We start from the raw sequence: 24,875 nt of genomic DNA, 5'->3' as shown, positions 1-24,875 counted from the left end.
TTTCAACTATTATTTCTTCTTGTTTTTCAATACAGAAACTGGTACCACGCCTTACAAAGCAAAAAGGCTGCCGATTTACCAGGAAAAGATACCATTTATCGTTTTTTGAACTCGTCTACGTATAACTAACTGGAGAACCTTTTTACTATCTCTGAGCTCCGAAGTGATTCGTCGTGTGAAACAAACGATTTCGAAGCACCGTGTTACCGTGTTTATTGTAGACGATTCGATTTATTCTCGTAACCGTAGTAAATCGGTTGAACTTCTAGCTAAAGTATTCGATCATTCCACTCGTCAGTTTGTCAATGGTTTTCAACTATTAACGCTCGGATGGTCCGATGGCTTTACATTTGTACCTATCGATTTCGCTCTTTTGAGTTCAGCGAACCAAAAGAATCGCTTGAACGAAATCCATTCGTCCATTGATAAACGAACCATAGGCTACAAACGACGGCTCGAGGCATTGGAAGCAAAACCAAACATGGTGTTGAAATTAGTAGAACATGCATTGGATAAAGGAATTTTCGCTGATTATGTGCTCATGGATACATGGTTTACTCATGCCCCGTTGGTGGAGAAGATTCACTCCAAAGGCCTTTTTGTCATTGGCATGGTCAAACAGCTGAAACAACGGTATCTTTTCAACGGAGAACGTTTAACCTTGGAACAACTGTATCGAAAAGCGAAACGAGACATTGGCAAAAAAGAAACACTCGGCTCGATTCACGCAACCCTTCATACGGGTTTACCAGTGAAAATTGTGTTTGTGCGGAATCGAAACAACCAAAGTGAATGGCTGGCAATTTTGAGTACAGATACCACGCTGTCTAATGAAGAAATCGTTCGAATCTATGGGATGCGTTGGGACATCGAAACCTTTTTTAAATTCAGTAAATCGTTTTTACATTTAGCCAAAGAGTTTCAAGGTCGTTCCTATGACATGATGATTAGCCATACTACCATTGTCTTCACTCGGTATATCTTGATTGCTTGGCAACTTCGGAAAGAAGAGGATCCGAAGACCATGGGCAACTTATTCTTGTTTCTATGTGACGAAGTAAAGGAGATGGACTTTAAAACGGCTTTACTACAATTGATTTCTCTTTTCCAAACTTTGGCTGAAGCTAAGGTTTATTTGAGTATGGACATTTTTCAGTGTCAAATGTCCAATTGGATTACTTCTTTACCTCGTTATATCAAGGACTGTCTTCATATTTCTGTGTGCGAAAGTTGAGTTATTTTATAAATAGAAATAATAATAAAAACAATGAATTGAACTATTTTCCAAAATTCATTAGCGTTTTCAAATCAATTTTTCGTTTTTAGGTTATAATCAATGGTTAGAATAGTTAAATGCGCTCTCACAGGGGGAAATCATGGCTAAAAAGAAAAAACGGAAGAAACCTTTGATCAGTCCCGGAATGAAGTTTTTCCTGATCATTCTGCTCATTCCGGCATCAATGATTATTTACTCGTTTGTTTATTTCGCTTGGGAAGATTTGAAATCAATTATTTACCCTGAAGAATTATCTGAAATCGAAAAAATTCAAGAAGGATTTGACTTAAAAATACCGGAAGAATATATTCCAATCTACATAGCGGCCGGGGAAAAATACAATGTTCCATGGACGTTGCTTGCCGCCCATCATCGGGTGGAAACAAGATTTTCTACAATGGACACATTAGTCTCACCGGTGGGAGCGGAAGGGCATATGCAGTTCATGCCATGCACATTTGTTGGATGGGATCATCCGACCTGTGCGGGATTAGGGAAGGGAAACATTCCGGAATCTGAAAAAACCGATCCGAAAGTGATTGAAAAGTACGGCGGTTATGGAGTGGACGCGAATGGGGACGGTATTGCCGATCCGTTTGATATAGAAGATGCGATTTATAGTGCCGCCAATTTCTTGTCCAAATCCGGTGTACAGGATGGGGAAATTGAGAAAGCGGTTTTCCGTTATAACCACAGCAAGGAGTATGTAAAGAAAGTCCTGTATTATTATGAACAATATAATCGTGTCGGACCGTTATTGGAAAGGGAAGCATTGGCGGCGATTGACTGAAACGGATATGGATACGGAAACGAAAGGCAACGGTTTTTTGATGAAAGGCATTGTGGCCAACTTTATTGTTGGAAAAGAAAAATGATCATCCATTTGTCAGGATGATCATTTTTGATTTTTGTGAATGGGCAATTTTTAATCCGTTGCTTTTCTGAAACTTTTCATGATTAAACTTACAATGAAGACTAAAACCACGGAACCGATCAAAGCAGGGAAAATGTAGAAATTGGAGATTTCCCAACCCCAGTTTCCCAAAAATGCACTTCCAATCCAGGAGCCAATAATGCCCGCCACTATATTACCGATGATACCACCCGGAATATCTTTACCTACAATGACTCCTGCAAGCCAGCCGATGATTCCGCCGATAATTAAATACCAAATAAAATTCACGATTAATCCACTCCTTTAATTGTGTGCAACTTTTCTTGTGTTAGTGTGCTCAAATGCTTTGAAGATATGCAGACAATCCAAAGCGGGTTATCAATAAAATTTATTTTCAAAATATTTTGCAAATTGAACAAAAATGTCATATAATGTTCACAAAGAGGTCAAATATTTTGGGGATGGGGTGGATACATTATGCATATCACTATTAATGCATCTGAAAAATTAAATCGCCAAGGGATTATGTTTGCAATTATTCATACGCTTGTATTATTCAATTTAGCCATCGACTTTACACTGGTTCCTATTATCTGATCTAACCCTCAAAGGGTTAGATTTTTTTTTGACAAAACTCAACAATCATTGTCTATACAGATGTCAAATATCCACTCATCATGATTAGTTTGCCGCCAAAAAAATTGATTATGTATCAACGGAGAAAAAACGGAATATTTCAAGTAAAGTGCAGCATTTAAATAGAAAGAAAACGTTTTCATTAAAATTCAAATTTTTAAAATTTTATAAAAAATTTCAAAAACCCTGTTGACGAAAGGGGCATTTTTGTACTATTATGACAACAATTTCACCGACAGTTTTTATAAAAGATGTTAAATGAGAATAATTGTCGGAAAATTTTTTATAACCCGTTTTTTTAAACATTGGAAATATTAGTATTTGTGAGGGGCGTTTGAAGTATGAGAAGTGATATGATCAAAGTAGGAGTTGACCGTGCTCCTCATCGTAGCTTACTTTATGCTACAGGCAAGGTAAAACCAAAAGACTTGGGAAAACCATTCATCGGTGTTTGCAACTCTTACATCGATATTATTCCAGGTCATGTACATTTACGTGAATTTGCTGAAGAAGTAAAAGAAGCGATCATTGAAGCAGGAGGAATTCCGTTTGAATTCAACACAATCGGTGTTGACGATGGAATTGCGATGGGTCACATCGGAATGCGTTACTCGTTGCCTAGCCGTGAACTGATTGCAGATTCTGCTGAAACAGTGATAAATGCTCACTGGTTTGATGGTGTATTCTTCATTCCAAACTGTGACAAAATCACGCCAGGAATGTTGATGGCTGCGGTTCGCACAAACGTTCCTTCCATATTCGTTTCCGGTGGACCGATGGAAGCGGGAAGAAGTGCCACAGGTAAACAATTGTCTCTAACTTCAGTTTTTGAAGGGATTGGGGCATTCAAATCCGGTCAAATGTCTGAGGAAGAATTTAAAGATATTGAAATGCACGCTTGTCCGACATGCGGATCCTGTTCGGGAATGTTTACTGCGAACTCCATGAACTGTTTAATGGAAATGCTGGGAGTTGCTCTTCCTGGAAATGGAACAATTGTTGCTACAAGCGAAAAGAGAAAAGAATTAATCCGTGAGGCTGCAAAACATTTAATTCGTATGATTGAAGAAGATGTCCGTCCACGCGACATCATCACAAAAGAAGCGATTGACGATGCCTTTGCACTGGATATGGCAATGGGCGGTTCAACAAATACAGTGCTGCACACATTGGCCATTGCCCACGAAGCAGGAATTGATTATAACTTGGAAGACATTAATAAAATCGCTGAACGCGTTCCATATATTGCGAAAATCATGCCAGCTTCCGACATTTCAATGGATGATGTCAATAAAGCCGGCGGAGTAAGTGCAATCATCAATGAATTGGCAAAAATCCCTGGCTGCATTCACCCGGATCGCATAACGGTAACCGGTAAAACAATCGGTGAACTTGTAAAAGATCATGAAATTACAAATATTGATGTCATCCGTACAAAAGACAATCCATACAGCAAGGTGGGAGGATTATCCATCCTTTATGGAAATATCGCACCTGAAGGATCTGTCATCAAAGTTGGTGCCGTAGATCCATCCATCAAAGTCTTTACTGGCGAAGCAATTGTCTTCAATTCGCAAGATGAAGCATTGGCTGCCATTGATTCCGGGGAAGTTAGGGAAGGACACGTTGTTGTCATTCGCTATGAAGGCCCTAAAGGCGGTCCTGGTATGCCGGAGATGCTTGCTCCGACTTCTGCCATTATGGGACGAGGCCTTGGAACAAAAGTGGCCTTGATTACAGATGGCCGTTTCAGCGGTGCATCAAGAGGAATTTCAATTGGCCATATTTCACCAGAAGCAGCTGAAGGCGGACCTATTGCATTAGTTGAAAATGGTGATATAATTGAAATCGATTTACCTAATCGGACAATCAATTTAAAAGTATCTGACGAAGAGTTGGAACAACGCCGTAAGAATTTAAAACCATTCGAACCGAAAATTAAAACCGGATGGTTAGCAAGATATTCAAAACTCGTGACAAACGCTTCTAAAGGCGGTATTATGAAAATATAATTTTCATAAAATTTCGATGAGTCTTGAACTTTAAAATATTTAATTATAAACGTATAACTCAATGATGAGGTAAAAGGATATAGAGCATTGTATCTACCAGAGAGTCGGGATTGGTGGAAACCGATGATACAACTATATCCGACATCCCCTCGGAGTGAGCTATTAAACGCGAAAACGCCATTAGATAGCTCCGGGCACTGTTTCGTGCACCGTTACCAATGAATAGCTATTCCATCTATGTTGCCGTGGGTGGAATGTGACAGCTATTCGCAGAGGTAGCGTTCTTGCTACGAAAAAGGGTGGTACCATGAAAAGTCTTTTTCATCCCTTCGCAAAAGGTAATCTTTTGCGGTGGAGAAAAAGGCTTTTTTATTTTAGATATTTTAGAAGGAGGATGTATACGAAATGACTGCAAATGCGTCAACAAACGCAAAAATGGATGCCTCACCATCAGGGATGCAGGAAGTTGAAAACAGACCGAAAAATGGTGCTGATATTTTAATTAAAGCGTTACATGATCAGGGTGTTGATATCGTCTTTGGCTACCCAGGCGGTGCTGTGTTGCACGTCTATGATGCAATGTATAAGAATCCGATCCGTCATATTTTGACTCGTCATGAACAAGGAGCTATCCACGCTGCAGAAGGATATGCGCGTGTTTTAAATAAACCGGGTGTTGTGATTGCGACAAGCGGTCCAGGTGCGACGAACCTAGTAACAGGAATTACCGATGCGATGATCGACTCGATTCCACTGGTGATTTTCACAGGGCAAGTGGCAACGACGGTGATTGGTTCGGATGCCTTCCAGGAAGCGGATATTATCGGAATTACGACTCCTATTACGAAACACAATTATCAAGTGCAGGATGTAAACGATATTCCGCGCATCGTCAAAGAAGCATTCCATATTGCGAACTCCGGAAGAAAAGGGCCTGTTCTCATCGACTTGCCAAAAAACATTTCGACAGCCATTTTTGATGAAGCAAAAGCAAATGTGCCGGATGAAGTGTATTTGCCAGGATACCAACCAAATTATAAACCGAATTATCTGCAAATTCAGAAAGCTATCCAGGCAATCAGCGAAGCGAAAAAGCCGGTAGTCCTTGTTGGAGCAGGGGTGCTCTTTGCAAATGCATGCGACGAACTTGTCGAATTTGTAGAGAAATACAAACTTCCTGTAGTCACAACATTACTTGGTTTAGGAAGCATTTCCGGCAATCACGAATTGAATTACGGCATGGCTGGAATGCACGGTGCGGTAGTGGCAAACGACGCGATTACAAAATCGGATTTGCTCATCAACATCGGTTCGCGTTTCGATGACCGTTTAACAGGTGATACATCGAGATTTGCACCGGAAGCGAAAATCATCCATATTGACATCGATCCTGCCGAAATCGGAAAGAATATTCGTACGGACATTCCGATTGTGGCAGACGCAAAAGAAGCGTTGAAAGCATTGTTGAAGAACGACTTCAAAGCACCGGACACAGCTGAATGGATCGATTATTTGAACAGCGTCAGAGATGAATATCCATTCTGGTATGTGGAAGATGAAAAAGAAGTATTGCCGCAACAAATCATTGAAATGGTACACACAATCACGAACGGAGATGCGATTGTGACGACAGACGTAGGTCAGCACCAAATGTGGGCTGCCCAATACTATCTGCAAAATCACAGCCATCAATGGGTAACATCAGGCGGCCTTGGAACGATGGGATTCGGATTACCAGCCGCAATCGGAGCCCAATTTGCCAAACCGGATAAAAAAGTAATCTCCATTGTGGGAGATGCCGGTTTCCAAATGACATCCCAAGAACTTGCGTTATTGAAAGAATTCAACCTACCAGTGAAAGTCATTATCATCAACAATGCCGCTCTCGGCATGGTGCGCCAATGGCAAGAATTATTCTACGATAGCCGTTATTCACAAAGTTTAATGCCGGTTCAGCCGGATTTTGTGAAATTGGCTGAAGCTTACGGATTAAAAGGATATCGAATTCAGACAATCGATGAAGCAGAAAGAATTTTGGCAGAAGCGATCAATTCCGATGAGCCGGTTGTTGTTGATTGCCGTGTGAAACAACTGGAAAATGTGTACCCAATGGTGCCATCGGGCAAAGCGCTTCATGAAATGGTAGGGGTGAAAAAATTTTGAAACGAGTAATTACTGTAACAGTTATCAACCAAAGTGGCGTATTAAACCGTGTAACAGGTTTATTGATGAAAAGACAATTCAATATTGAATCCATTACGGTTGGTCATACAGAGCAACCGAACATTTCCAAAATGACACTGGTGGTCAATATTGAAGATGATGTGAAATTGGAACAGCTCATCAAACAATTGTCGAAACAAATTGATGTATTGAAGGTCAATGACATCACTGATAAAGCGATTGTTCTTCGTGAACTCGCACTTGTCAAAGTGGTATCGCCTCCGAATTTGAGACTTGAAATGAATGCCATTGTTGAGCCATTCCGGCCTCAAATCGTCGATACTTCAAAAAATGTTGTCACTTATCAAGTGATCGGCCATCCGGACAAAATCGATGCCTTCATCGAACTTGTCCGGCCATACGGAATCAAGGAATTGACGCGAACAGGCGTGACTGCTACTGTTCGTGAGGTGCAACAAACATTCTATGATCAAACACCTCTTTCACTTTTAAAATAAATTTTTATTCAAGTTGTTAGTTCCAACAATGCAAAGATAGTTTTCTGAACTGTCTTTGTCATTGAAAAAATATAAATTATGAAAAGATTAACAATTTTAGGGGGAAAAGAAAGATGACAAAAATGTACTATCATAACGAAATTAATGAAACTGTATTAAAAGAGAAGAAAATTGCGGTAATCGGTTATGGATCCCAAGGGCATGCACATGCTCAAAACTTGAAAGAATCCGGTTTTGATGTACGTGTAGGTATTCGTCCAGGTAAATCTGCGGAACAAGCAAAACAAGATGGTTTGGATGTAAAATCTGTTGCTGAAGCATCCAAAGAAGCGGATGTTATCATGATCCTGCTTCCAGATGAAGCTCAAAAAGCGGTGTATGAAGCAGAAATCGCTCCAAACTTGGAGCCAGGAAACGCTTTGGTATTCGCTCATGGTTTCAACATTCACTATAAACAAATCGTACCTCCAGCAGATGTGGACGTATTCTTAGTAGCGCCAAAAGGTCCTGGTCACTTGGTTCGCCGCACTTACACTGAAGGTGCAGGGGTTCCGGCGTTGATCGGCGTTTACCAAGATGCAACTGGCAACGCAAAAGATCTTGCACTTGCTTGGGCTAAAGGTATCGGTTCCGCTCGTGCAGGTGTTCTTGAAACAACATTCAAAGAAGAAACAGAAACTGACTTATTCGGTGAACAAGCAGTACTTTGCGGTGGGGTAACTCACTTAATCAAAGCCGGTTTTGAAACATTAGTTGAAGCTGGTTACCAACCAGAAAGTGCATATTTCGAATGCTTGCATGAAATGAAATTAATCGTTGACTTAATTTACGAAGGCGGATTCTCCAACATGCGCTACTCCATCTCTGACACTGCTGAATGGGGCGACTATGTATCAGGTCCGCGCGTCATTACAGAAGATGTAAAAGCGAACATGAAAAAAGTGCTTGAAGATATTCAAAGCGGTAAATTTGCAAAAGAATGGCTTGAAGAAAACGCGAATGGCCGTCCACGTTACAATGAATACAAAAAACGCGAACAAGAACATCCAATTGAAAAAGTTGGAGCAGAGTTGCGTAAAATGATGCCTTTCATCAACGCTGGAAATCGAAAGGTCGTGATTAAATAGTGCGTAAGATCGATATTTTTGATACAACACTTCGAGATGGTGAACAATCACCTGGCATTAACTTAAACACTGCCGAAAAAATTGAAATTGCCAAACAATTGGAACGTCTAGGGGTTACAATCATTGAAGCAGGTTTCCCTGCTTCAAGCCCTGGCGACTTTGATGCAGTGAATAAAATCGCAAGCACAGTGAAAAATTCCATCGTAACGGGTCTAGCCCGCTGTGTGAAAAACGACATCGACCGCGCTTGGGAAGCGTTGAAAGTTGCCGAACAGCCACACGTCCATGTGTTCTTGGCAACTAGTCCGATCCATATGGAATACAAATTGAAAAAAACGCCGGATCAAGTGGTTGAACAGGCCGTGGAAGCTGTCAAATACGCAAAGAAATTCTTCCCGCTTGTGGAATGGTCAGCTGAAGACGGATTCCGATCCGACCGCGAATTTTTGGTCCGCATCATTGAAAAAGTCATTGAAGCCGGAGCGACAACGGTCAACGTTCCAGATACGGTTGGATATGCGACACCACAGGAATATGGTGAGCTGTTCAGATTTTTGAAAGAAAATGTCCGTGGAGCAGACAAAGTTAAATTTTCCGCACACTGCCACGATGACTTGGGTATGGCAGTCGCCAACTCACTGGCGGCACTTCAAAACGGGGCAGATCAAATTGAATGTACAATCAACGGTATCGGTGAACGTGCAGGAAATGCTTCATTAGAAGAAATTGCAGTGGCGCTTCATATTCGGAAAGATTTTTATGGTGCTGAAACTGGCATCAATTTGAAAGAGATTAAGAGAACATCTCAATTGGTAAGCCGCTTAACAGGATTCTTGGTGCCTCCAAACAAAGCGGTTGTCGGTAAAAACGCCTTTGCCCATGAATCCGGTATTCACCAGGATGGCGTGTTGAAAAACAAACAAACATATGAAATTATTTCTCCTGAATTGGTGGGAGAAGGTGAAGTGCCGCTTGTGCTTGGAAAACACTCCGGCCGCGCCGCATTCCGCGATCGCGCTGAAAAAATGGGCTTCCAGCTTTCCGATGAGAAATTAAATAAAGCCTTCGAAGAATTCAAAAAGCTTGCAGACCGCAAGAAAGAAATTACGGAAGAAGACTTGATCACATTATTGACTGAACAATCCGTATCCATTGAAGACATTCCAAAATTTGCATTGAATAGTGTTCAAGTATCATATGGTACTGACAACATTCCGACTGCGACTGCATCCGTGACCACTCCTGAGGGAGAAACGAAAACTCTTGCAGCAACAGGAGCAGGCTCTGTGGAAGCAATCTTTAATACGTTGGAACAATTGGTGGATACGAAAGTGCATGTAATGGATTTCCAAGTAACATCCGTCAGCAAAGGACGGGATGCGTTGGCGGATGCGGTTGTTAAAATCAGTTACAATGATGTGACGACAACTGGCCGCGATTCTTCCCAAGACGTGCTTGAAGCAACTGCAAAAGCCTTTGTTGACGCCATTAACAGACATTTGATCCACGATAGTTTTGTTAAGAAACATATTGCCCAAATTTAAATGTTGTTAATCCATTTCGTGACGCCATCAAATATGCAAATGTTTGATGGCGTTTGTTAAAAATAGAAGCCATTTCAAAAAATTCTTTTATTCATCACTTCAAGGAAAGGTGTTTTTCACAATGGAAAAGAAAATTACGATACTTCCGGGTGACGGAATTGGTCCTGAAGTTGTTGCGGCGGCTGTTCGTGTACTTCAAGCAATCGGAAAACGGTATAAACATGAATTTCATTTAGCATATGCAGCGATTGGCGGTGCTGCCATCGATCAATTCAATACGCCACTTCCAGAAGAAACAATCGAAACATGCAGTCAAAGCGATGCGATTTTACTTGGAGCTGTCGGCGGTCCAAAATGGGATAACAACCCGCCTGAACTAAGACCTGAAAAAGGATTGTTGCAAATCCGCAAAACCTTTGATCTATTTGCGAACTTAAGACCGGTAAAATCTTTCCCAAGCCTATTGGATTCTTCACCATTGAAAAGAGAAGTTGCCGATAATGTGGATTTGTTGATTGTGCGCGAATTGACAGGCGGCATTTACTTCGGCGAGAAAAAACGCACCGAATCAGCAGCAAGCGATTTAAACATTTATACTCGTGAAGAAATCGAGCGCATTGTTGACAATGCATTCGAACTTGCAAAATTACGACGTGGAAGACTTTGTTCAGTGGATAAAGCGAATGTGCTTGAAACTTCCCGTTTATGGCGTGAAATCGTGGAAGAGAAAAAAGCTCAATACCCTGAAGTGGAAGTGGAACATAATTTAGTCGACTCTGTGGCAATGAAGCTTATCACAAATCCGAGCCATTATGATGTCATTGTGACAGATAATATGTTCGGAGATATTTTAAGTGATGAAGCATCTGTTATTACAGGTTCATTAGGGGTATTACCATCCGCTTCTATCCGTGGCGATTCTTTCGGTCTATACGAACCTGTCCATGGATCTGCCCCTGAAATCGCAGGTTTGGGCATTGCGAACCCGGCAGCTACGATTCTTTCAGTTGCCATGATGCTCCGTTACTCCTTCGGCATGAAAGAAGAAGCGGCGGAAATCGAACGGGCGGTGAATGCCGTATTTGAAGATGGTTACTTCACTAGAGACCTTGCGAAAGATAAAGACAGCGCATTGACTACAGATGAATGGACGGATAAAGTCATTGCGGAAATCGATACAAATTTTGTAGCTGATAGTATTATGGAATCATATATTTAAAGGTTGGTGGTAAAGATGGCGAAAAATATTATTGAAAAAGTTTGGGAATCACATGTGGTACATCGGGAAGAAGGGAAACCGGATTTACTCTATATCGATCTTCATTTAATTCATGAAGTAACATCTCCACAAGCCTTTGAAGGTTTAAGACTTGCTGGCCGGAAAGTCCGTCGTCCGGATCTTTGCTTCGCGACGATGGACCATAACGTTCCTACCAAAGATATTTTTACAATCAATGACCCGATTGCGAAAAAACAAATCAACACATTAGCGAAAAACTGTGAAGAGTTTGGCATTCAACTTGCAGATATCGGCCATCCGGATCAAGGGATTGTGCACGTGATTGGTCCGGAACTCGGCTTGACACAACCGGGCAAAACCATCGTTTGCGGTGACTCCCATACTTCCACACACGGTGCTTTTGGGGCATTGGCCTTTGGTATCGGTACTTCAGAAGTGGAACACGTCCTTTCCACACAAACATTATGGCAAAATAAACCGAAAACATTGGAAATTCGTGTAAATGGAAAACTGGGCTTCGGTGTGACAGCAAAAGACATCATTCTTGCCATTATTGCCAAATGGGGAGTCGGCTTAGGTACAGGTCATATTATTGAATTTACCGGTGAAGCAATCCGTAATCTTTCAATGGAAGAACGCATGACAATCTGTAATATGTCCATTGAAGCGGGTGCGAAAGCCGGTCTGATTTCTCCGGATGAAAAAACGGTTGAATTCTTACGTGGGCGTCGCTTTGCTCCAAAAGAAGAATTTGACAAAGCCGCTGAATATTGGTTGAGTTTGGCATCTGACCCAGGATGCACATATGACAAAGTGCTTGAAATCGATGCAAGTGAAATTGAACCATATGTCACTTGGGGAACAAATCCATCCATGGGTACAGGAATTACTGGACATGTGCCTACTGCGGATGATTATGAATCAGAAACGGACAAACAAGCGTTAAGAAAAGCCCTTGAATATATGGGATTGGAAGAAGGCCAGCCAATCACGTCCATTGAAATTCAGCACGTATTTATCGGTTCTTGTACGAACTCACGTTTATCCGATTTGCGCACAGCAGCACAAATTGTAAAAGGAAAGAAAGTGGCGCCAGGCGTTCGTGCGATCGTTGTTCCTGGATCCCATTCAGTTAAAAAAGCGGCGGAAGAAGAAGGTTTGGACAAAATCTTTATTGAAGCCGGTTTTGAATGGCGCAACTCCGGATGTTCCGCATGTCTTGGCATGAACGAAGACATCATTCCGGCTGGTGAACGTTGTGCTTCCACTTCCAACCGGAACTTTGAAGGCCGTCAAGGTGCCGGGGCACGCACACACTTAGTAAGCCCGGCAATGGCGGCGGCGGCAGCAATCGAAGGCCGCTTCGTCGATGTCCGAGAATATTTAAAACAAGAACAAGAAGCATAATGAAAGGGCGGGGGACAAATGGAGCCAATTAATGTTGTAAAAAGTGTCATAGCACCATTGGATCGAAAAAATGTTGATACAGACCAAATCATTTCAAAGGAATTCTTAAAACGGATCGAACGTACAGGTTTCGGAAAATATTTGTTCTATCACTGGCGTTATGATGAAAATGGAAACGAAATTCCTGACTTCGTTTTAAATAAACCGGAATATAAAGAAGCAAAAATTTTGGTGGCACAAGACAACTTTGGATGCGGTTCTTCCCGGGAACACGCGCCATGGGCCATTTTGGATTATGGATTTAGAGTGATTATCGCTCCTAGTTTTGCTGATATTTTCCATAACAACTGCTTCAAAAACGGAATTTTGCCTGTAAAATTAAAAGAAGAAGAAGTGGATGAAATCTTAGCAAAAGGTCTTCAAAAACCATATACGGTGGAAGTCAACTTATCCGAACAAACTGTCACTGGGGAAGATGGAGCGGTTTACCACTTTAATATTGATCCTTATTACAAAGAAATGTTGTTAAACGGTTGGGACGAAATTGCATTAACGTTTAAATATGAAGATGAAATTAAAGCATATGAAGAAAAACGGGTCGTATTTAAATAAGAAGAAAACGGAAGGGCGTCTACTGGCGCCCTTGAATTTTTATTCTGCGATTTTCATGTCATTAAAAAAGCGGTTCTCTCATAACGAGAGGCCGCCAATATAGTATTTGCAGGCAATACAAACCGATGACAATGATTACAAAACAACCAATGCATGAGAGCCTAATTGTTCATATGCCCGGAAAAAGGTTTTCTCATCAATTTTTTCAATGCCTGTCAACGGATTCATAATGGTCACTTTTCCGTTTCCGTAACCAGTCATCACGACCGCATGCAGATTTTTATATATACCATGTTTTTTATTTGTTCCTTCAATCACCCAATAACCGGATTTGCGGGGTTCCTTCCAATCGATTGTGACCCAGGTCAAAACCGGCACTCCGGATTTTACATAATCGATCAGTTCCTCTTTTGTTGCGCCTGTAATATCCAACGCGCGAAATTCGGCGTTCTCATCCTCTAAAATTTGGTTGGCCACATCGACCAATGGCGGTGCATACACGTAATATCCGCCATCCTTCTCTTTCGGACTTCCCGCATAAGCTTTATTTGGATCCGGTCCGTACATGACACCTTTTTTTGTATATACCTTTCCTTTAGGCAATACTTCATTCATTTTGATTTTATCCATTTTAAGACCATAATAATTTAAAATGGCAGTCAATGAAGTGATTTCACAACCGTTCGGCAACTCCGGATTTTGCAAGACAACAGGAACCTTCAAGCTGTCTTGTGGAGAGGCGTTAAATGTTTGAATTTGCACCACCGGTTTTTCGGGCATAAATACGACGGTTTCCCTGGATTGTTCCATCCATTCTCCCTGATCGGATATTCGATAAATGACAATATCATAAGGCTGTTCCGGTTGAACTTGATCAAAATAAACCATGCCTTCCTGATCAACGATTCCACGATCAATTTCTTGCTTCGTTTCAAAATCAAGCAGCACAACCCCCAGATTAGGCACACCTTGTTGGCTGGAAAATTCCACTGCTTGCACAGTCAGAACTTCCGACGGTTTCGTGGAAAGTTGCATTGGGCTGTATTGTTGTCTGCTCGAAAATTTCAATTCCTGGCTTTCCATCGATGGCGAACAACCGGCCAATAACATGATGGAAATGCCGACTGTTAATAGGGGATATTTTTTCATTTCATATTGCCACTCCCAACCCTTGATCAAAATGCATGCAGTAGTCTAGTCTAAATGTTTTATCCAAACCGAGAAATGAAACGCATCTGAAAAACTTTATCTTATTGTTGCATCTATCAATAAAAAAATACGGTTTTTTTTCATTTTCCATAAACTGAATTAGGATGTAACGACTAATTTTTCGGAAAATTCATAAGTAACTGGACTTATTTTAAATTAGAAACCATTAACATAACAAGAAACTATATATAATTATACTATATAAAAGAAAAAGGGATGGATTCGATGAAAGAAGAAAACATAACGGGAATGGTTGAAAAATTAAAAGTCCTTTCTTCCATCTTAGAAAAAAATTCATACATAAAAGATACTTCCTTCAAACTGGACCAGCTCATTGAAGATGCCCAATCACCCTATAGGATTTTATTCATAGGCAGTGAGATTGAAGGAAAAAACACCTTGATTAATGCGCTTGTTGAAAGAAATTTGTTGCCGGAAAAAAATGAACCCCATGTCAATATTTTTATCCGATACGGCCAAAAAGAGTGTATACGTGCGATTCTAGTTGATGGCACAGCCGCTTATTTTGGGATGGAGCATCTTTATTTATTCACAGATAAAAATACATATATCGGACAGTTTCTAAAAACATACATAAAGTATATTGAAATTTATCTTCGATGCGATTTGTTGAAAAACGTGATCTTGATGAACACCATTTCTATGGAAAAAGGGGAAATCAACATTTCCGATGCGCTATTGCAACGGACGGATGAAGTGTTTTGGGTCTTGGGCAACCATTGCAATGTCGCTGATCGAGAAATAAGTGTTATCAAGAAAATATATCGGCAAGGATACCGGACTTATTTAATTATCAACACGGATCAATATAATGAACAGAAGATGGCACGTTTCCTCCATTATTTGCAAAAGGGGTGCGGCCATATGATCGAAGAGTTTGTCGGCGTTTCGGCCAAACAGGCAATGGAAGCAAAAAAATCCCATCAAATCCAACTTTTCATCGACAGCCGGATCCACCGGTTAGTGGATAAAATCAACCATATCGCCAATAAAAAAGATAAACGGGAAAGAAATATTGCTCTCCGATTTAAGCAATGGATGGTTTTGCTTGAAAGGGAAGTGCATGGAATCAAAGAAAGGGAACCATTCATGTCCATGCGGGACCGATTGGAAAAATATTTGAATGGTGGGCATTCGATAGAGCAGTCCATTGTTGAAAAAAATTTAAAGATATTATCGGATTATGAAAAAGAATACGCCCACGTCAGCCAGGTTTTACAGGAGGTACAAACCCTGTACCAGTTGCTCAAAGTGATTGAATATGAAAAGTTTTTAATGAATGACAGTGTGGAACTGTTTGTCGCCCTTGCGCTAAAATATCATGAAAAGGTTCGGGAATACCGCAGCCTTCATAGTGAGTATATGATGGAATATCAATATTACGAAAAACTTGAAAAAAAATTTGTCCGCAATAAAATGTTGAAACCGCTCTTTCAAGATCAATCCAATGAAGCGGAAATGTTATTGAAAAAAGCGGAAAAGTTGAATCGGCTTCAGAGAAAATGCAAAGAAACTTATAATGCCATAAAAAGAATCGAATTTGATTTATTGAACGACTTATATACCGTGCAAACGATGATCAACGAACTGGCGGAACAGCAGCTGGAGAAAATCGTCAATAAGGCACGGCACTTGAAAGATATACATAATAAGGAACGGATGAACATTGAAAAATATATTAATAAATTGAAGGAATTTGAATGTCTCAAGGAGATGCAGGAATATTTGGGGCAAGATTTGAAAGCATTTATTGAAAGGGAACAACTGGCATTTACTAATGATGAAATGGTACATATTCTTTCGGCCATTGATCAGATTTCAGCATCCGATCTGTTCGGGGATATGGATGTATTCAATCATTTAACGGCCGATTCAATGGCTCAACATTTTACAATGGCTGTGGATTTTAAGGAAAAATACCCTTTCTCTCCGTTAGTCTTGACGGAAACGGATATCATCTCTGATATACCGCCAATCCCCGCTCCTGTCGAAATACAGCAAATACTGGAAGAACAAAAAACCCAATAAAAAGAGGGATGGAGCTTTCCATCCCTTTATTATTACTTCATTGCGGCACCACTGACGAATGCGGTGTTTGGATAATACATATTTTTTACGAGTACATTAGGTCCCAGGCATTTCACAGCAGGGCAATGACAATTCAATGATTTGGCCAAATCCGTTTCAAGCCACTTATCAAATATTTCGGTTAACGAATCCGTTTGAATATTTCCGAGGGGAGGAGTGTCGCCAAAATCCGTGACAATGACATCGCCGGTAAAAATATTGATATTCAGGCGGGATCGTCCATCCGGGTCGTTCCGCACTGTCACATTTTTCGCTTCTCTCAACCGTTTTAATATTGCTTGATCTTCTTCCTTCGTACTGCAAGGGTAAAAAGGAAGAGTGCCAAACAACATCCACGTATTTTCATCACGGATGTCAAGCAAGTGGTGAATGGTCTCCCTGATTTCATCCAAAGAAAGGCTTGTTGTGTCTGTTAAGGATTGGGCGAAATCAGATGGGTACATTGGATGGATTTCATGACGTTTGCACTTCATTTCATGGACCACTTGGTGATGGATATGATCGATATATGGAACGGTTTTTTTATTCAGCATAGTTTCAGCCGAAACCATTACCCCTGCTTCACTCAACGCCCTCGAGTTTTCAATCATCCGTTCAAACAATTTGGCCCTCTGGTCGTAACTCGGTTTTCGATCCATCATGGCAAAACCGGTTTCCACAAATTCATCAATCGTTCCCCAGTTATGGGAAATATGAAGAACATCGATGTAAGGAGCAATTTCCAAATATCTATCCAAGTCAAGGGTCAAGTTGGAATTGATCTGTGTGCGGATGCCCCGTTCATGTGCATATTGCAATATCGGTTTCACATAATTTTGTATGGATTTTTTGCTGAGCATCGGTTCCCCGCCGGTAATGCTCAAAGATCTCAACGTTGGAATTTCATCCAATCTTCTTAAAAGCAGATCGAGGGGCAACGCATCGGGATCTTTCGTTTGCAAAGTGTACCCTACTGCACAATGGGCGCACCGCATGTTGCATAAATAAGTAGTGGTAAATTCTATATTGGATAATACAAGTTTTCCGTATTGCTCAACATCTAAATAACTTTCCCAAGGATCATAATTAGGCGTAATTTTTTCTAAAGTCGTCATAGTTTTCGAATCTCTTCCTTTCCAACTCCTTATTTTCTCATAGATTTCAAGTTTCGGAAACAAAAATTGCGCCATTTAGAACATTTTTCACAAATTATAAAAAAACGACTCCATTTATAAAAAAGCAGTTCCATCAATAATCGGAATTATTGATGGAACTGTTGTTTTCACTGTAATAGACGTCGCCGTATTTATTTTCAACGATGGTATTGACGATTTCGATCTTGGAATTGTTCAATGCCTGCACATTATAACGATATTGGTCATTTCGGATGATGCTGTTTTCGACATAGACTTTTGACTGGTTTTGGGCGTGCAAGTCGGAATGTTTTCCATCGGTCAACTGCACACTTAAAAGCTCCAGGCTGGACTCATGATCGATCCAAATTTGCGCTTGTAAATGTTTTGAAATGAAGCTTTCCTGGATAAACACTTCACTATGGTTTTGAATAAACAAGGCATTTCGTTTTCCTTTGTAAATCTCTGAATTATTCAAAATGACGGAGCTGTCGTTTACCACTATTTGGGCAAGTTCATGGTGATGGATCTGGCTATGATAAAGGGATAAATGGGAATTCTTCAGCACTTTAATTCCATAAGATTTCCCGTTATAAATTTTGCAATGTTCAAAATTCGCTGTTGAATGTTCCGTAATCTCTATTTGAATATTCATGCTGTCATGAAACCTGGAATGCACCGCATGGATTTCACACCGATGCAATAGGAATATGCTTTTTCCATGGTGAAAATCCGAATTGCTGATATGAATTTTTACTTTTGTTTTGCTTGCCAGATGCGGCATATGGTTGCCAAAAAAGCGGCAAGCCTCCACTTCCACTTCCGAATGATTGATCGCCAAGATTCCATTCCCGTTGTTTTCAGAAATATCGCAGCGATAAACCCTCAACACACCGCGATCCACATTGAATGCGGAATTGTTGTTTTGAATGACTTGGCATTCCAAAAGCATACACTCCGATTTTCTCTCTACACCTATTCCGACATGCCGGCCGTTTATGATTGAGCTTTCTTTCATTGAACACTGGGATTTGTCGGTAATTACCACTTGGGTGGATAAATGGTCTTTAATCATTGTCTTGCTGCAATTCACAATGGATTCTTTGTTGATGACCAGGCCGTTATCATACCCGGAATGGATTTCACAATGTTCGAGATGAAGGAGAGATTTTTTGGATGCTTGAACATTGCTCTTTTGATGGCTGGAAATTTCGCATTGGGATAACAATCCTTCTCCTTCCTGCAAAACGACGCCCGATTCATTGCCGCATTGTATAAGGCATTGTTTTCCGTTGAGCCTGCTTTTGTCTATGACCAGTTGAGTGGAAACATGGGAAAATAACACCGTTGAATGCAAATTTACTTCCGATTCATTTTTTGCCACAATTCCAAATCCATCGCTTCGTTCGATAAAGCTTTGGAAATCGAAGTATGTTGAATTTTCCGCAAAAATTTGTGTGTCCTCATGTCGGGTGAAATGGCTTTTTTTCGTTTGTGCGAAAGATTGATCCGTTATCCAAAGTCCTTTCAAAGCATTGGAACATTCGCACGATTCCAAAAAAGCTTTCGAGTTTTTTACGAAAAGATGCATTTTTCCGTTATGGTGAAAGTTGCAATGGGTGAATACGCCATTGCTATTGTTTAATAGGGCAACAGCCACTTCCTTCGCTTTTTGGAAATTGCTGTGAACGGCTTTAATATATCCGCCATTTACTGTAATCAGCACATTGGTATTTTTTTTGATGGTGCAGTTTTCAAAAACCGCTTCACCTTCAATGTATAGATGGGCAGTAGGTGAAATGGTGAGATTTTGAAAAGTTGCACGAATGTTTTTCGGGATGACGAACATTCCTTCGATGACCGTTTGACCGCTTTCATCCCCAACGATCGTGACATCTTTATCTATTTGGAAGGATTCCTTATATTTTTTTGGATACAGCCGGATCACATCGCCATTATCCGCCTTCGCCAAGGAACCTTTGATTGTATTCAGTTTTGAGAAAAACAAGTTGTATAGTGAACGAAACATGTTACCCCTCCTAAACACATACGTACAACTATTCTCACTAAAAAAATGGAATTCTATTCCTTTTTTGATGAAAAGGAGTCAAAAATGGTGTAGTGAAAAGGGGGTTTTCGTTAAAATGATATGTATTGAGTCCGAACGCTCGAATGAAAGGAGTCAATGGCCATTTTTTGCATTCATTAAGAAGAGAAATCGGGGTTTTTTGTGGGAAGTGAAGTAAATATTGATGGGATTTGCTAAATCGAATTTGTTTCATTTTATGAAAAGGAAAAATAGTATATTATAGTTTTTTTAAAGTATGAACGTGTTGAAAGGGGGAGAGGTCGAATGAAAACCAGCATGACAAGAATATTGATTTTTGCGGCAATGGTCATCGTGCTTGCTTTTGCATTCCGGGAATTTACGGTACATTTTTCAGGGGACGGGTTTGACACGCCTGAAGAAGCACTGCCAAAAGATGCGGACTATGAATGGATAGAAGGACCGAAAAGCGAAAAGGAACATCGATATTTCTTTTTATCGAATGGAAACTATTTCGGCACCGGCGTTGTGAAGAAAAATTTCAAAGGTTGGACAAGCGGAGACGGCGCCTATGCGAAGTTGCCGGATTCTTTGGAGGAAAATAAAATCACTTCAGCTTATTCAGACGGAGTAATTCTTTTTGGATTAATTAAAAGAACCGGGGAAGCGGAAGTTGAAGTCAATGGCGAAAAAGCTTCTTTTATTGAAATGTCCGGCTTACCTGAGAGCACCCTCGAGTTGTATGGCGTCAAAGGATATTCCATTTGGTATGTTGGGTTGGAAAAACTGGATGATCAAGAGCATTTTCAAATCAACGTCAAGGATCGAAAAGGGGAAATCCTGAGTGAATTGACGATCTAATAATCCATTCGAAAAAGGGAATAATTATTCATAAAAGTCTCTTTAATTTTTTTGTGCTTAAGTATAAACTATAAGTGAGATTATCCAAAATATTCATTTTTCATCACATCATTGAAATGATGAATTTTTTGGAATAAAATTGTATTGGTCATCGAGTTCATAAAAATCTCTAATGACAAAACATAATTTTAATGTAATTTACTTATGAAGATAAGTGAGTTATGATTGGTCATGGAGAAAAGAACTAGGAAGCCTTTTCAAAATTAATATAGGGGGATTACATATGACAAAGAGCAACTTACACAACAGTCGCGCTTCTTTTGAACTGAACGGTAAAACTTACTATTATTACCGTTTGGCTGCATTAAAAGAAGCAGGCATTGCAGACGTATCACGCCTACCTTATTCCATCAAAGTTTTATTAGAATCTGTTTTACGTCAATATGATAACTATGTAATCAAAGAAGAACACGTAGACAACTTGGCAAAATGGGCAGAAGGAGCAGATCCTGAAGGTGAAGTTCCATTCAAACCTTCCCGCGTAGTTCTACAAGACTTCACAGGTGTTCCTGTAGTTGTAGACTTAGCTTCTTTACGTTCTGCCATGAAAGAACTTGGCGGAGACCCAGCAAAAATCAATCCAGAAATTCCGGTTGACCTTGTAATCGACCACTCTGTTCAAGTAGACAAATACGGTACTCCTGAAGCTTTACAAGCGAACATGGATTTAGAATTTGAACGCAACGCAGAACGTTACAAATTCTTAAAATGGGCTCAAACTGCATTCGATAACTTCCGTGCGGTTCCACCTGCAACAGGTATCGTTCACCAAGTAAACTTGGAATACTTAGCGCCAGTAATTCACGTTAAACCAAACGAAGACGGCACTTTTGAAGCTTATCCGGATTCAGTGGTTGGTACTGACTCCCATACTACAATGATCAACGGTCTTGGCGTACTTGGTTGGGGTGTTGGTGGTATCGAAGCGGAAGCTGGTATGCTTGGACAACCATCTTACTTCACAATTCCGGAAGTTATCGGTGTAAGATTAACTGGTAAACTTCCAAACGGTGCAACTGCAACTGACTTGGCGTTGAAAGTAACTCAAGTATTACGTAAACGCGGTGTAGTTGGTAAATTCGTTGAATTCTTCGGTCCTGGCGTAGCGACATTGCCACTTGCCGACCGTGCGACAATTTCCAACATGGCACCAGAATACGGCGCAACTTGCGGTTACTTTGCAATCGACAACGAAACACTTAACTACTTGCGTCTAACTGGCCGTGATGAAGAACATGTACAAGTAATTGAAAAATACTTGAAAGAAAACGATATGTTCTTCGATCCAAACTTCGAGCCAGTTTACACTGATGTACTTGAAATCAAATTGGACGAAATCGAACCAAACCTTTCTGGTCCAAAACGTCCACAAGACTTGATTCCACTTTCAGAAATGAAAAAACGCTACCGTGAAGCAGTAGTTGCTCCAATGGGCGTACAAGGTTTCGGTTTAACTGAAGATGAATTCAGCAAAACTTCAACAATCAAATTTGCTGATGGCGAAGAATTAGAAATGCCTACAGGTGCTGTAGCAATCGCTGCGATCACTTCTTGTACAAACACATCCAACCCATACGTATTGATCGCTGCTGGTCTTGTTGCGAAAAAAGCGGTTGAACTTGGCATTAAACCACCAAGATGGGTGAAAACTTCATTAGCACCTGGTTCCAAAGTTGTTACAGGTTACTTAAAAGATTCAGGTCTACAAGATTACTTAGACCAAATCGGATTCAACACAGTAGGTTACGGTTGTACAACATGTATCGGTAACTCCGGTCCATTGCTTCCAGAAATCGAAGAAGCGATCAAAGCAAAAGACTTGTTCGTAACTTCTGTACTTTCCGGTAACCGTAACTTCGAAGGCCGTGTTCACCCACTTGTAAAAGCGAACTACTTGGCATCACCACCATTAGTAGTGGCTTATGCTTTAGCTGGTACAGTGGATATCGACCTACAAAAAGATCCAATCGCGAAAGATAAAAACGGTAACGACGTATTCTTCAATGACATTTGGCCATCAACTGAAGAAGTTTACGCGATCTTAAATAAAGTTGTTACACCTGAATTGTTCAAAAAAGAATACGAAACAGTATTCACTGCAAACGAAAAATGGAATGCAATTGAAACATCAACTGAATCTTTATACACATTTGATGAAAATTCAACTTACATTCAAAACCCACCATTCTTCCAAGGTCTTTCTAAAGAGCCAGCTCCAATTCAAGAGCTTAAAGGCTTGCGCGTAATTGCGAAGTTTGGTGACTCTATTACAACTGACCACATTTCACCAGCTGGTGCAATCGGTAAAGATACACCTGCAGGTAAATACCTACAAGAAAAAGGTGTAGCAATCCGCGACTTCAACTCTTACGGTTCTCGCCGTGGTAACCATGAAGTCATGATGCGTGGTACATTCGCAAACATCCGTATCCGCAACCAAGTTGCACCTGGTACAGAAGGTGGATTCACTACTTACTGGCCAACTGGTGAAGTAATGTACATTTACGATGCAGCTATGAAATACCAAGAGCAAGGTACAGGTCTTGTAGTACTTGCTGGTAACGACTACGGTATGGGATCCAGCCGTGACTGGGCTGCAAAAGGTACTTACTTATTAGGTATCAAAACAGTTATCGCACAAAGCTATGAACGTATCCACCGTTCTAACCTAGTGATGATGGGTGTTCTACCACTTCAATTCATGCCTGGTGAAAACGCAGAAACTTTAGGATTAAAAGGTGACGAAACAATTTCTGTTAACTTGACAGACGATGTAAAACCACGCGATGTTCTAACAGTTACTGCAGTATCTCCAGAAGGTAAAGTAACTGAGTTCAAAGCGTTGGCTCGTTTCGACTCTGAAGTGGAAGTGGATTACTACCGTCATGGCGGTATCCTACAAATGGTATTAAGAAACAAATTGGCTGGAAAATAATTTCTGGCAGTATGAAAGCAGGTTGATTTGATCAACCTGCTTTTTTTGGTGCGCCTGGCATGGGTGTAATNAAACTTTGGCTGAAGCTAAGGTTTATTTGAGTATGGACATTTTTCAGTGTCAAATGTCCAATTGGATTACTTCTTTACCTCGTTATATCAAGGACTGTCTTCATATTTCTGTGTGCGAAAGTTGAGTTTATAATTAAACATTCGGAAAAATCATTCCAAAAATGTCCATTTATTACGGAGGTGAAATATGTCCTTAAATACAGATTTCTCTACTGCTATTGTTATTTGTATTATTACTGGTTTATTATTCATTCTTGTTGGTTGGCTTATTTGGAGAAAAAAGAAATTGAAATTAATTGCCGGGTATGATGAAAAACAATATAAAGGAGATAAGAATAAATTAGCAAGAGTGATGGGAATATATTCGATTACTCTTGGGATTATTATAATAATTTTCCCTTTTCTAATGGAATATCTGGGTGACTGGTCTTCATGGATATTAATTGGAATCATTGTGCTTTTAACGTTTTTCACTTTAATTAGAGTCTATTTTTAAATGAATACAAAATATGAAATAAGGTGAATTAATTATGTCTAAAATTATTGTCCTTTATGATAGTTGGTGTCCTCTCTGTGTGAGTATGAAAGAAAATATACAACGTCTTAATTGGTTACGTCTTATTGAATTCCAAACCATACGTGATGATTCAAGAATAATAAACATTCCCATACAGAAATTAGAAAAAGAAATGCATTGTATAAATATTAATAATGGAAAGATTGCAACTGGAATTGATGCAATTGCTTCAATCATCGCTAGAATTCCCTTGCTGACCATCTTTTACATTCCAATTAAATTATCAAGTTATTTCGGATTCGGTCATTATGTTTATAATTATATAGCAAGCACAAGAAAAATTGTACCAATAGGCAATTGCTCAGAAGAAACTTGTGATATTAAAAACATTTAAGTAACTCAACTTTCGCAGTCCAAAATCTTGTTTAAATGCTTGATGTAAATGGGTTTTGGAAGTACAAAATTATCATTTGACATTTTTTAAAACATAAAGAAAGACACCTATTCTTTTGGTAAAATATTGG

General features: G+C 40.1%; 18 protein-coding genes and 1 pseudogene. 15 read left to right on the top strand and 4 right to left on the bottom strand.

All coding sequences use genetic code 11. The annotated features are described in order from the left end of the window. Together ACFPOH_RS02895 and ACFPOH_RS02890 are read left to right on the top strand one after the other, a co-directional pair. A pseudogene (locus ACFPOH_RS02895) lies at positions 1 to 1,234 on the top strand (IS4 family transposase); the annotation flags it as partial. A gap of 142 nt (positions 1,235 to 1,376) precedes the next feature. Beyond that, positions 1,377 to 2,066 carry a lytic transglycosylase domain-containing protein gene (locus ACFPOH_RS02890; RefSeq protein ID WP_342469429.1) on the top strand — a complete coding sequence of 230 codons (690 nt, stop codon included), beginning with the start codon at positions 1,377 to 1,379 and terminating at the stop codon, positions 2,064 to 2,066. 135 nt (positions 2,067 to 2,201) lie between these two features. On the opposite strand, the gene ACFPOH_RS02885 is transcribed toward ACFPOH_RS02890, so the two are convergent. After that, a complete protein-coding gene (locus ACFPOH_RS02885) occupies positions 2,202 to 2,459 on the bottom strand; it encodes a GlsB/YeaQ/YmgE family stress response membrane protein (RefSeq protein ID WP_342469428.1) in 258 nt (85 codons plus the stop codon). A gap of 689 nt (positions 2,460 to 3,148) precedes the next feature. Here ACFPOH_RS02885 and ilvD point away from each other — a divergent pair. The 8 genes from ilvD to leuD all read left to right on the top strand — a co-directional run bounded on the left by ilvD (position 3,149) and on the right by leuD (position 13,430). After that, positions 3,149 to 4,819 carry a dihydroxy-acid dehydratase gene (gene ilvD, locus ACFPOH_RS02880; RefSeq protein ID WP_342469427.1) on the top strand — a complete coding sequence of 557 codons (1,671 nt, stop codon included), beginning with the start codon at positions 3,149 to 3,151 and terminating at the stop codon, positions 4,817 to 4,819. A 405-nt stretch (positions 4,820 to 5,224) separates the two neighbouring features. Next, positions 5,225 to 6,982 carry a biosynthetic-type acetolactate synthase large subunit gene (gene ilvB / locus ACFPOH_RS02875; RefSeq protein ID WP_390308812.1) on the top strand — a complete coding sequence of 586 codons (1,758 nt, stop codon included), beginning with the start codon at positions 5,225 to 5,227 and terminating at the stop codon, positions 6,980 to 6,982. Continuing rightward, entirely contained in the window at positions 6,979 to 7,500 is a 522-nt protein-coding gene (gene ilvN / locus ACFPOH_RS02870) for an acetolactate synthase small subunit (protein WP_342469425.1), read from the top strand. The genes ilvB and ilvN overlap by 4 nt, the downstream gene beginning before the upstream one ends. Before the next feature lie 113 nt (positions 7,501 to 7,613). Then, positions 7,614 to 8,627, top strand: a complete 1,014-nt coding sequence (gene ilvC / locus ACFPOH_RS02865) for a ketol-acid reductoisomerase (RefSeq protein WP_342469424.1) — start codon at positions 7,614 to 7,616, stop codon at positions 8,625 to 8,627. Further along, positions 8,627 to 10,171 (top strand): 2-isopropylmalate synthase, encoded by a 1,545-nt coding sequence (locus tag ACFPOH_RS02860; RefSeq protein WP_342469423.1) that lies wholly within the window; start codon positions 8,627 to 8,629, stop codon positions 10,169 to 10,171. The genes ilvC and ACFPOH_RS02860 overlap by 1 nt, the downstream gene beginning before the upstream one ends. Before the next feature lie 121 nt (positions 10,172 to 10,292). After that, positions 10,293 to 11,390 carry a 3-isopropylmalate dehydrogenase gene (gene leuB / locus ACFPOH_RS02855; protein WP_342469421.1) on the top strand — a complete coding sequence of 366 codons (1,098 nt, stop codon included), beginning with the start codon at positions 10,293 to 10,295 and terminating at the stop codon, positions 11,388 to 11,390. Between the two features lie 15 nt (positions 11,391 to 11,405). Further along, a complete protein-coding gene (leuC, locus tag ACFPOH_RS02850) occupies positions 11,406 to 12,818 on the top strand; it encodes a 3-isopropylmalate dehydratase large subunit (RefSeq protein ID WP_342581403.1) in 1,413 nt (470 codons plus the stop codon). An 18-nt stretch (positions 12,819 to 12,836) separates the two neighbouring features. Then, a complete protein-coding gene (leuD, locus tag ACFPOH_RS02845; protein ID WP_342469419.1) occupies positions 12,837 to 13,430 on the top strand; it encodes a 3-isopropylmalate dehydratase small subunit in 594 nt (197 codons plus the stop codon). Between the two features lie 135 nt (positions 13,431 to 13,565). On the opposite strand, the gene ACFPOH_RS02840 is transcribed toward leuD, so the two are convergent. Then, positions 13,566 to 14,579, bottom strand: a complete 1,014-nt coding sequence (locus ACFPOH_RS02840) for a C39 family peptidase (RefSeq protein WP_342469418.1) — start codon at positions 14,577 to 14,579, stop codon at positions 13,566 to 13,568. Positions 14,580 to 14,864: 285 nt separating this feature from the next. Between ACFPOH_RS02840 and ACFPOH_RS02835 the strand changes: the two genes are divergently transcribed. Beyond that, positions 14,865 to 16,688, top strand: a complete 1,824-nt coding sequence (locus ACFPOH_RS02835; protein ID WP_390308810.1) for a hypothetical protein — start codon at positions 14,865 to 14,867, stop codon at positions 16,686 to 16,688. A gap of 32 nt (positions 16,689 to 16,720) precedes the next feature. On the opposite strand, the gene yfkAB is transcribed toward ACFPOH_RS02835, so the two are convergent. Together yfkAB and ACFPOH_RS02825 are read right to left on the bottom strand one after the other, a co-directional pair. Next, a complete protein-coding gene (gene yfkAB / locus ACFPOH_RS02830) occupies positions 16,721 to 17,842 on the bottom strand; it encodes a radical SAM/CxCxxxxC motif protein YfkAB (RefSeq protein ID WP_390308809.1) in 1,122 nt (373 codons plus the stop codon). A gap of 133 nt (positions 17,843 to 17,975) precedes the next feature. Continuing rightward, entirely contained in the window at positions 17,976 to 19,889 is a 1,914-nt protein-coding gene (locus ACFPOH_RS02825) for a right-handed parallel beta-helix repeat-containing protein (RefSeq protein WP_390308808.1), read from the bottom strand. A gap of 324 nt (positions 19,890 to 20,213) precedes the next feature. Here ACFPOH_RS02825 and ACFPOH_RS02820 point away from each other — a divergent pair, with 324 nt between their 5' ends. The 4 genes from ACFPOH_RS02820 to ACFPOH_RS02805 all read left to right on the top strand — a co-directional run bounded on the left by ACFPOH_RS02820 (position 20,214) and on the right by ACFPOH_RS02805 (position 24,745). After that, positions 20,214 to 20,768: a hypothetical protein gene (locus tag ACFPOH_RS02820; RefSeq protein ID WP_342469414.1), complete on the top strand. Its 555-nt coding sequence runs from the start codon at positions 20,214 to 20,216 to the stop codon at positions 20,766 to 20,768. A gap of 283 nt (positions 20,769 to 21,051) precedes the next feature. Continuing rightward, complete coding sequence (acnA, locus tag ACFPOH_RS02815) at positions 21,052 to 23,763, top strand: aconitate hydratase AcnA (protein ID WP_342469413.1); 2,712 nt, start codon at positions 21,052 to 21,054, stop codon at positions 23,761 to 23,763. Between the two features lie 258 nt (positions 23,764 to 24,021). After that, positions 24,022 to 24,330 carry a DUF3784 domain-containing protein gene (locus ACFPOH_RS02810; protein ID WP_244878053.1) on the top strand — a complete coding sequence of 103 codons (309 nt, stop codon included), beginning with the start codon at positions 24,022 to 24,024 and terminating at the stop codon, positions 24,328 to 24,330. A gap of 34 nt (positions 24,331 to 24,364) precedes the next feature. Continuing rightward, positions 24,365 to 24,745 (top strand): thiol-disulfide oxidoreductase DCC family protein, encoded by a 381-nt coding sequence (locus ACFPOH_RS02805; protein WP_048623302.1) that lies wholly within the window; start codon positions 24,365 to 24,367, stop codon positions 24,743 to 24,745. Positions 24,746 to 24,875 lie beyond the last annotated feature (130 nt).

Source organism: Ureibacillus suwonensis (assembly GCF_042655065.1).
GTDB classification, from domain to species: Bacteria; Bacillota; Bacilli; order Bacillales_A; family Planococcaceae; genus Ureibacillus; species Ureibacillus suwonensis.
Note: the sequence above shows the minus strand (reverse complement) of the source record. Positions and strands in the feature narration are given on the sequence as shown.

Excerpts from the sequence above, each read along its gene's own strand:
- ACFPOH_RS02890 (WP_342469429.1), top strand. The coding sequence starts at position 1,377 with ATGGCTAAAAAGAAAAAACGGAAGAAACCTTTGATCAGTCCCGGAATG.
- ilvD (WP_342469427.1), top strand. The coding sequence starts at position 3,149 with ATGAGAAGTGATATGATCAAAGTAGGAGTTGACCGTGCTCCTCATCGT.
- ilvB (WP_390308812.1), top strand. The coding sequence starts at position 5,225 with ATGACTGCAAATGCGTCAACAAACGCAAAAATGGATGCCTCACCATCA.
- ilvC (WP_342469424.1), top strand. The coding sequence starts at position 7,614 with ATGACAAAAATGTACTATCATAACGAAATTAATGAAACTGTATTAAAA.
- leuB (WP_342469421.1), top strand. The coding sequence starts at position 10,293 with ATGGAAAAGAAAATTACGATACTTCCGGGTGACGGAATTGGTCCTGAA.
- leuC (WP_342581403.1), top strand. The coding sequence starts at position 11,406 with ATGGCGAAAAATATTATTGAAAAAGTTTGGGAATCACATGTGGTACAT.
- leuD (WP_342469419.1), top strand. The coding sequence starts at position 12,837 with ATGGAGCCAATTAATGTTGTAAAAAGTGTCATAGCACCATTGGATCGA.
- ACFPOH_RS02840 (WP_342469418.1), bottom strand. The coding sequence starts at position 14,579 with ATGAAAAAATATCCCCTATTAACAGTCGGCATTTCCATCATGTTATTG.
- ACFPOH_RS02835 (WP_390308810.1), top strand. The coding sequence starts at position 14,865 with ATGAAAGAAGAAAACATAACGGGAATGGTTGAAAAATTAAAAGTCCTT.
- yfkAB (WP_390308809.1), bottom strand. The coding sequence starts at position 17,842 with ATGACGACTTTAGAAAAAATTACGCCTAATTATGATCCTTGGGAAAGT.
- ACFPOH_RS02825 (WP_390308808.1), bottom strand. The coding sequence starts at position 19,889 with ATGTTTCGTTCACTATACAACTTGTTTTTCTCAAAACTGAATACAATC.
- ACFPOH_RS02820 (WP_342469414.1), top strand. The coding sequence starts at position 20,214 with ATGAAAACCAGCATGACAAGAATATTGATTTTTGCGGCAATGGTCATC.
- acnA (WP_342469413.1), top strand. The coding sequence starts at position 21,052 with ATGACAAAGAGCAACTTACACAACAGTCGCGCTTCTTTTGAACTGAAC.
- ACFPOH_RS02810 (WP_244878053.1), top strand. The coding sequence starts at position 24,022 with ATGTCCTTAAATACAGATTTCTCTACTGCTATTGTTATTTGTATTATT.
- ACFPOH_RS02805 (WP_048623302.1), top strand. The coding sequence starts at position 24,365 with ATGTCTAAAATTATTGTCCTTTATGATAGTTGGTGTCCTCTCTGTGTG.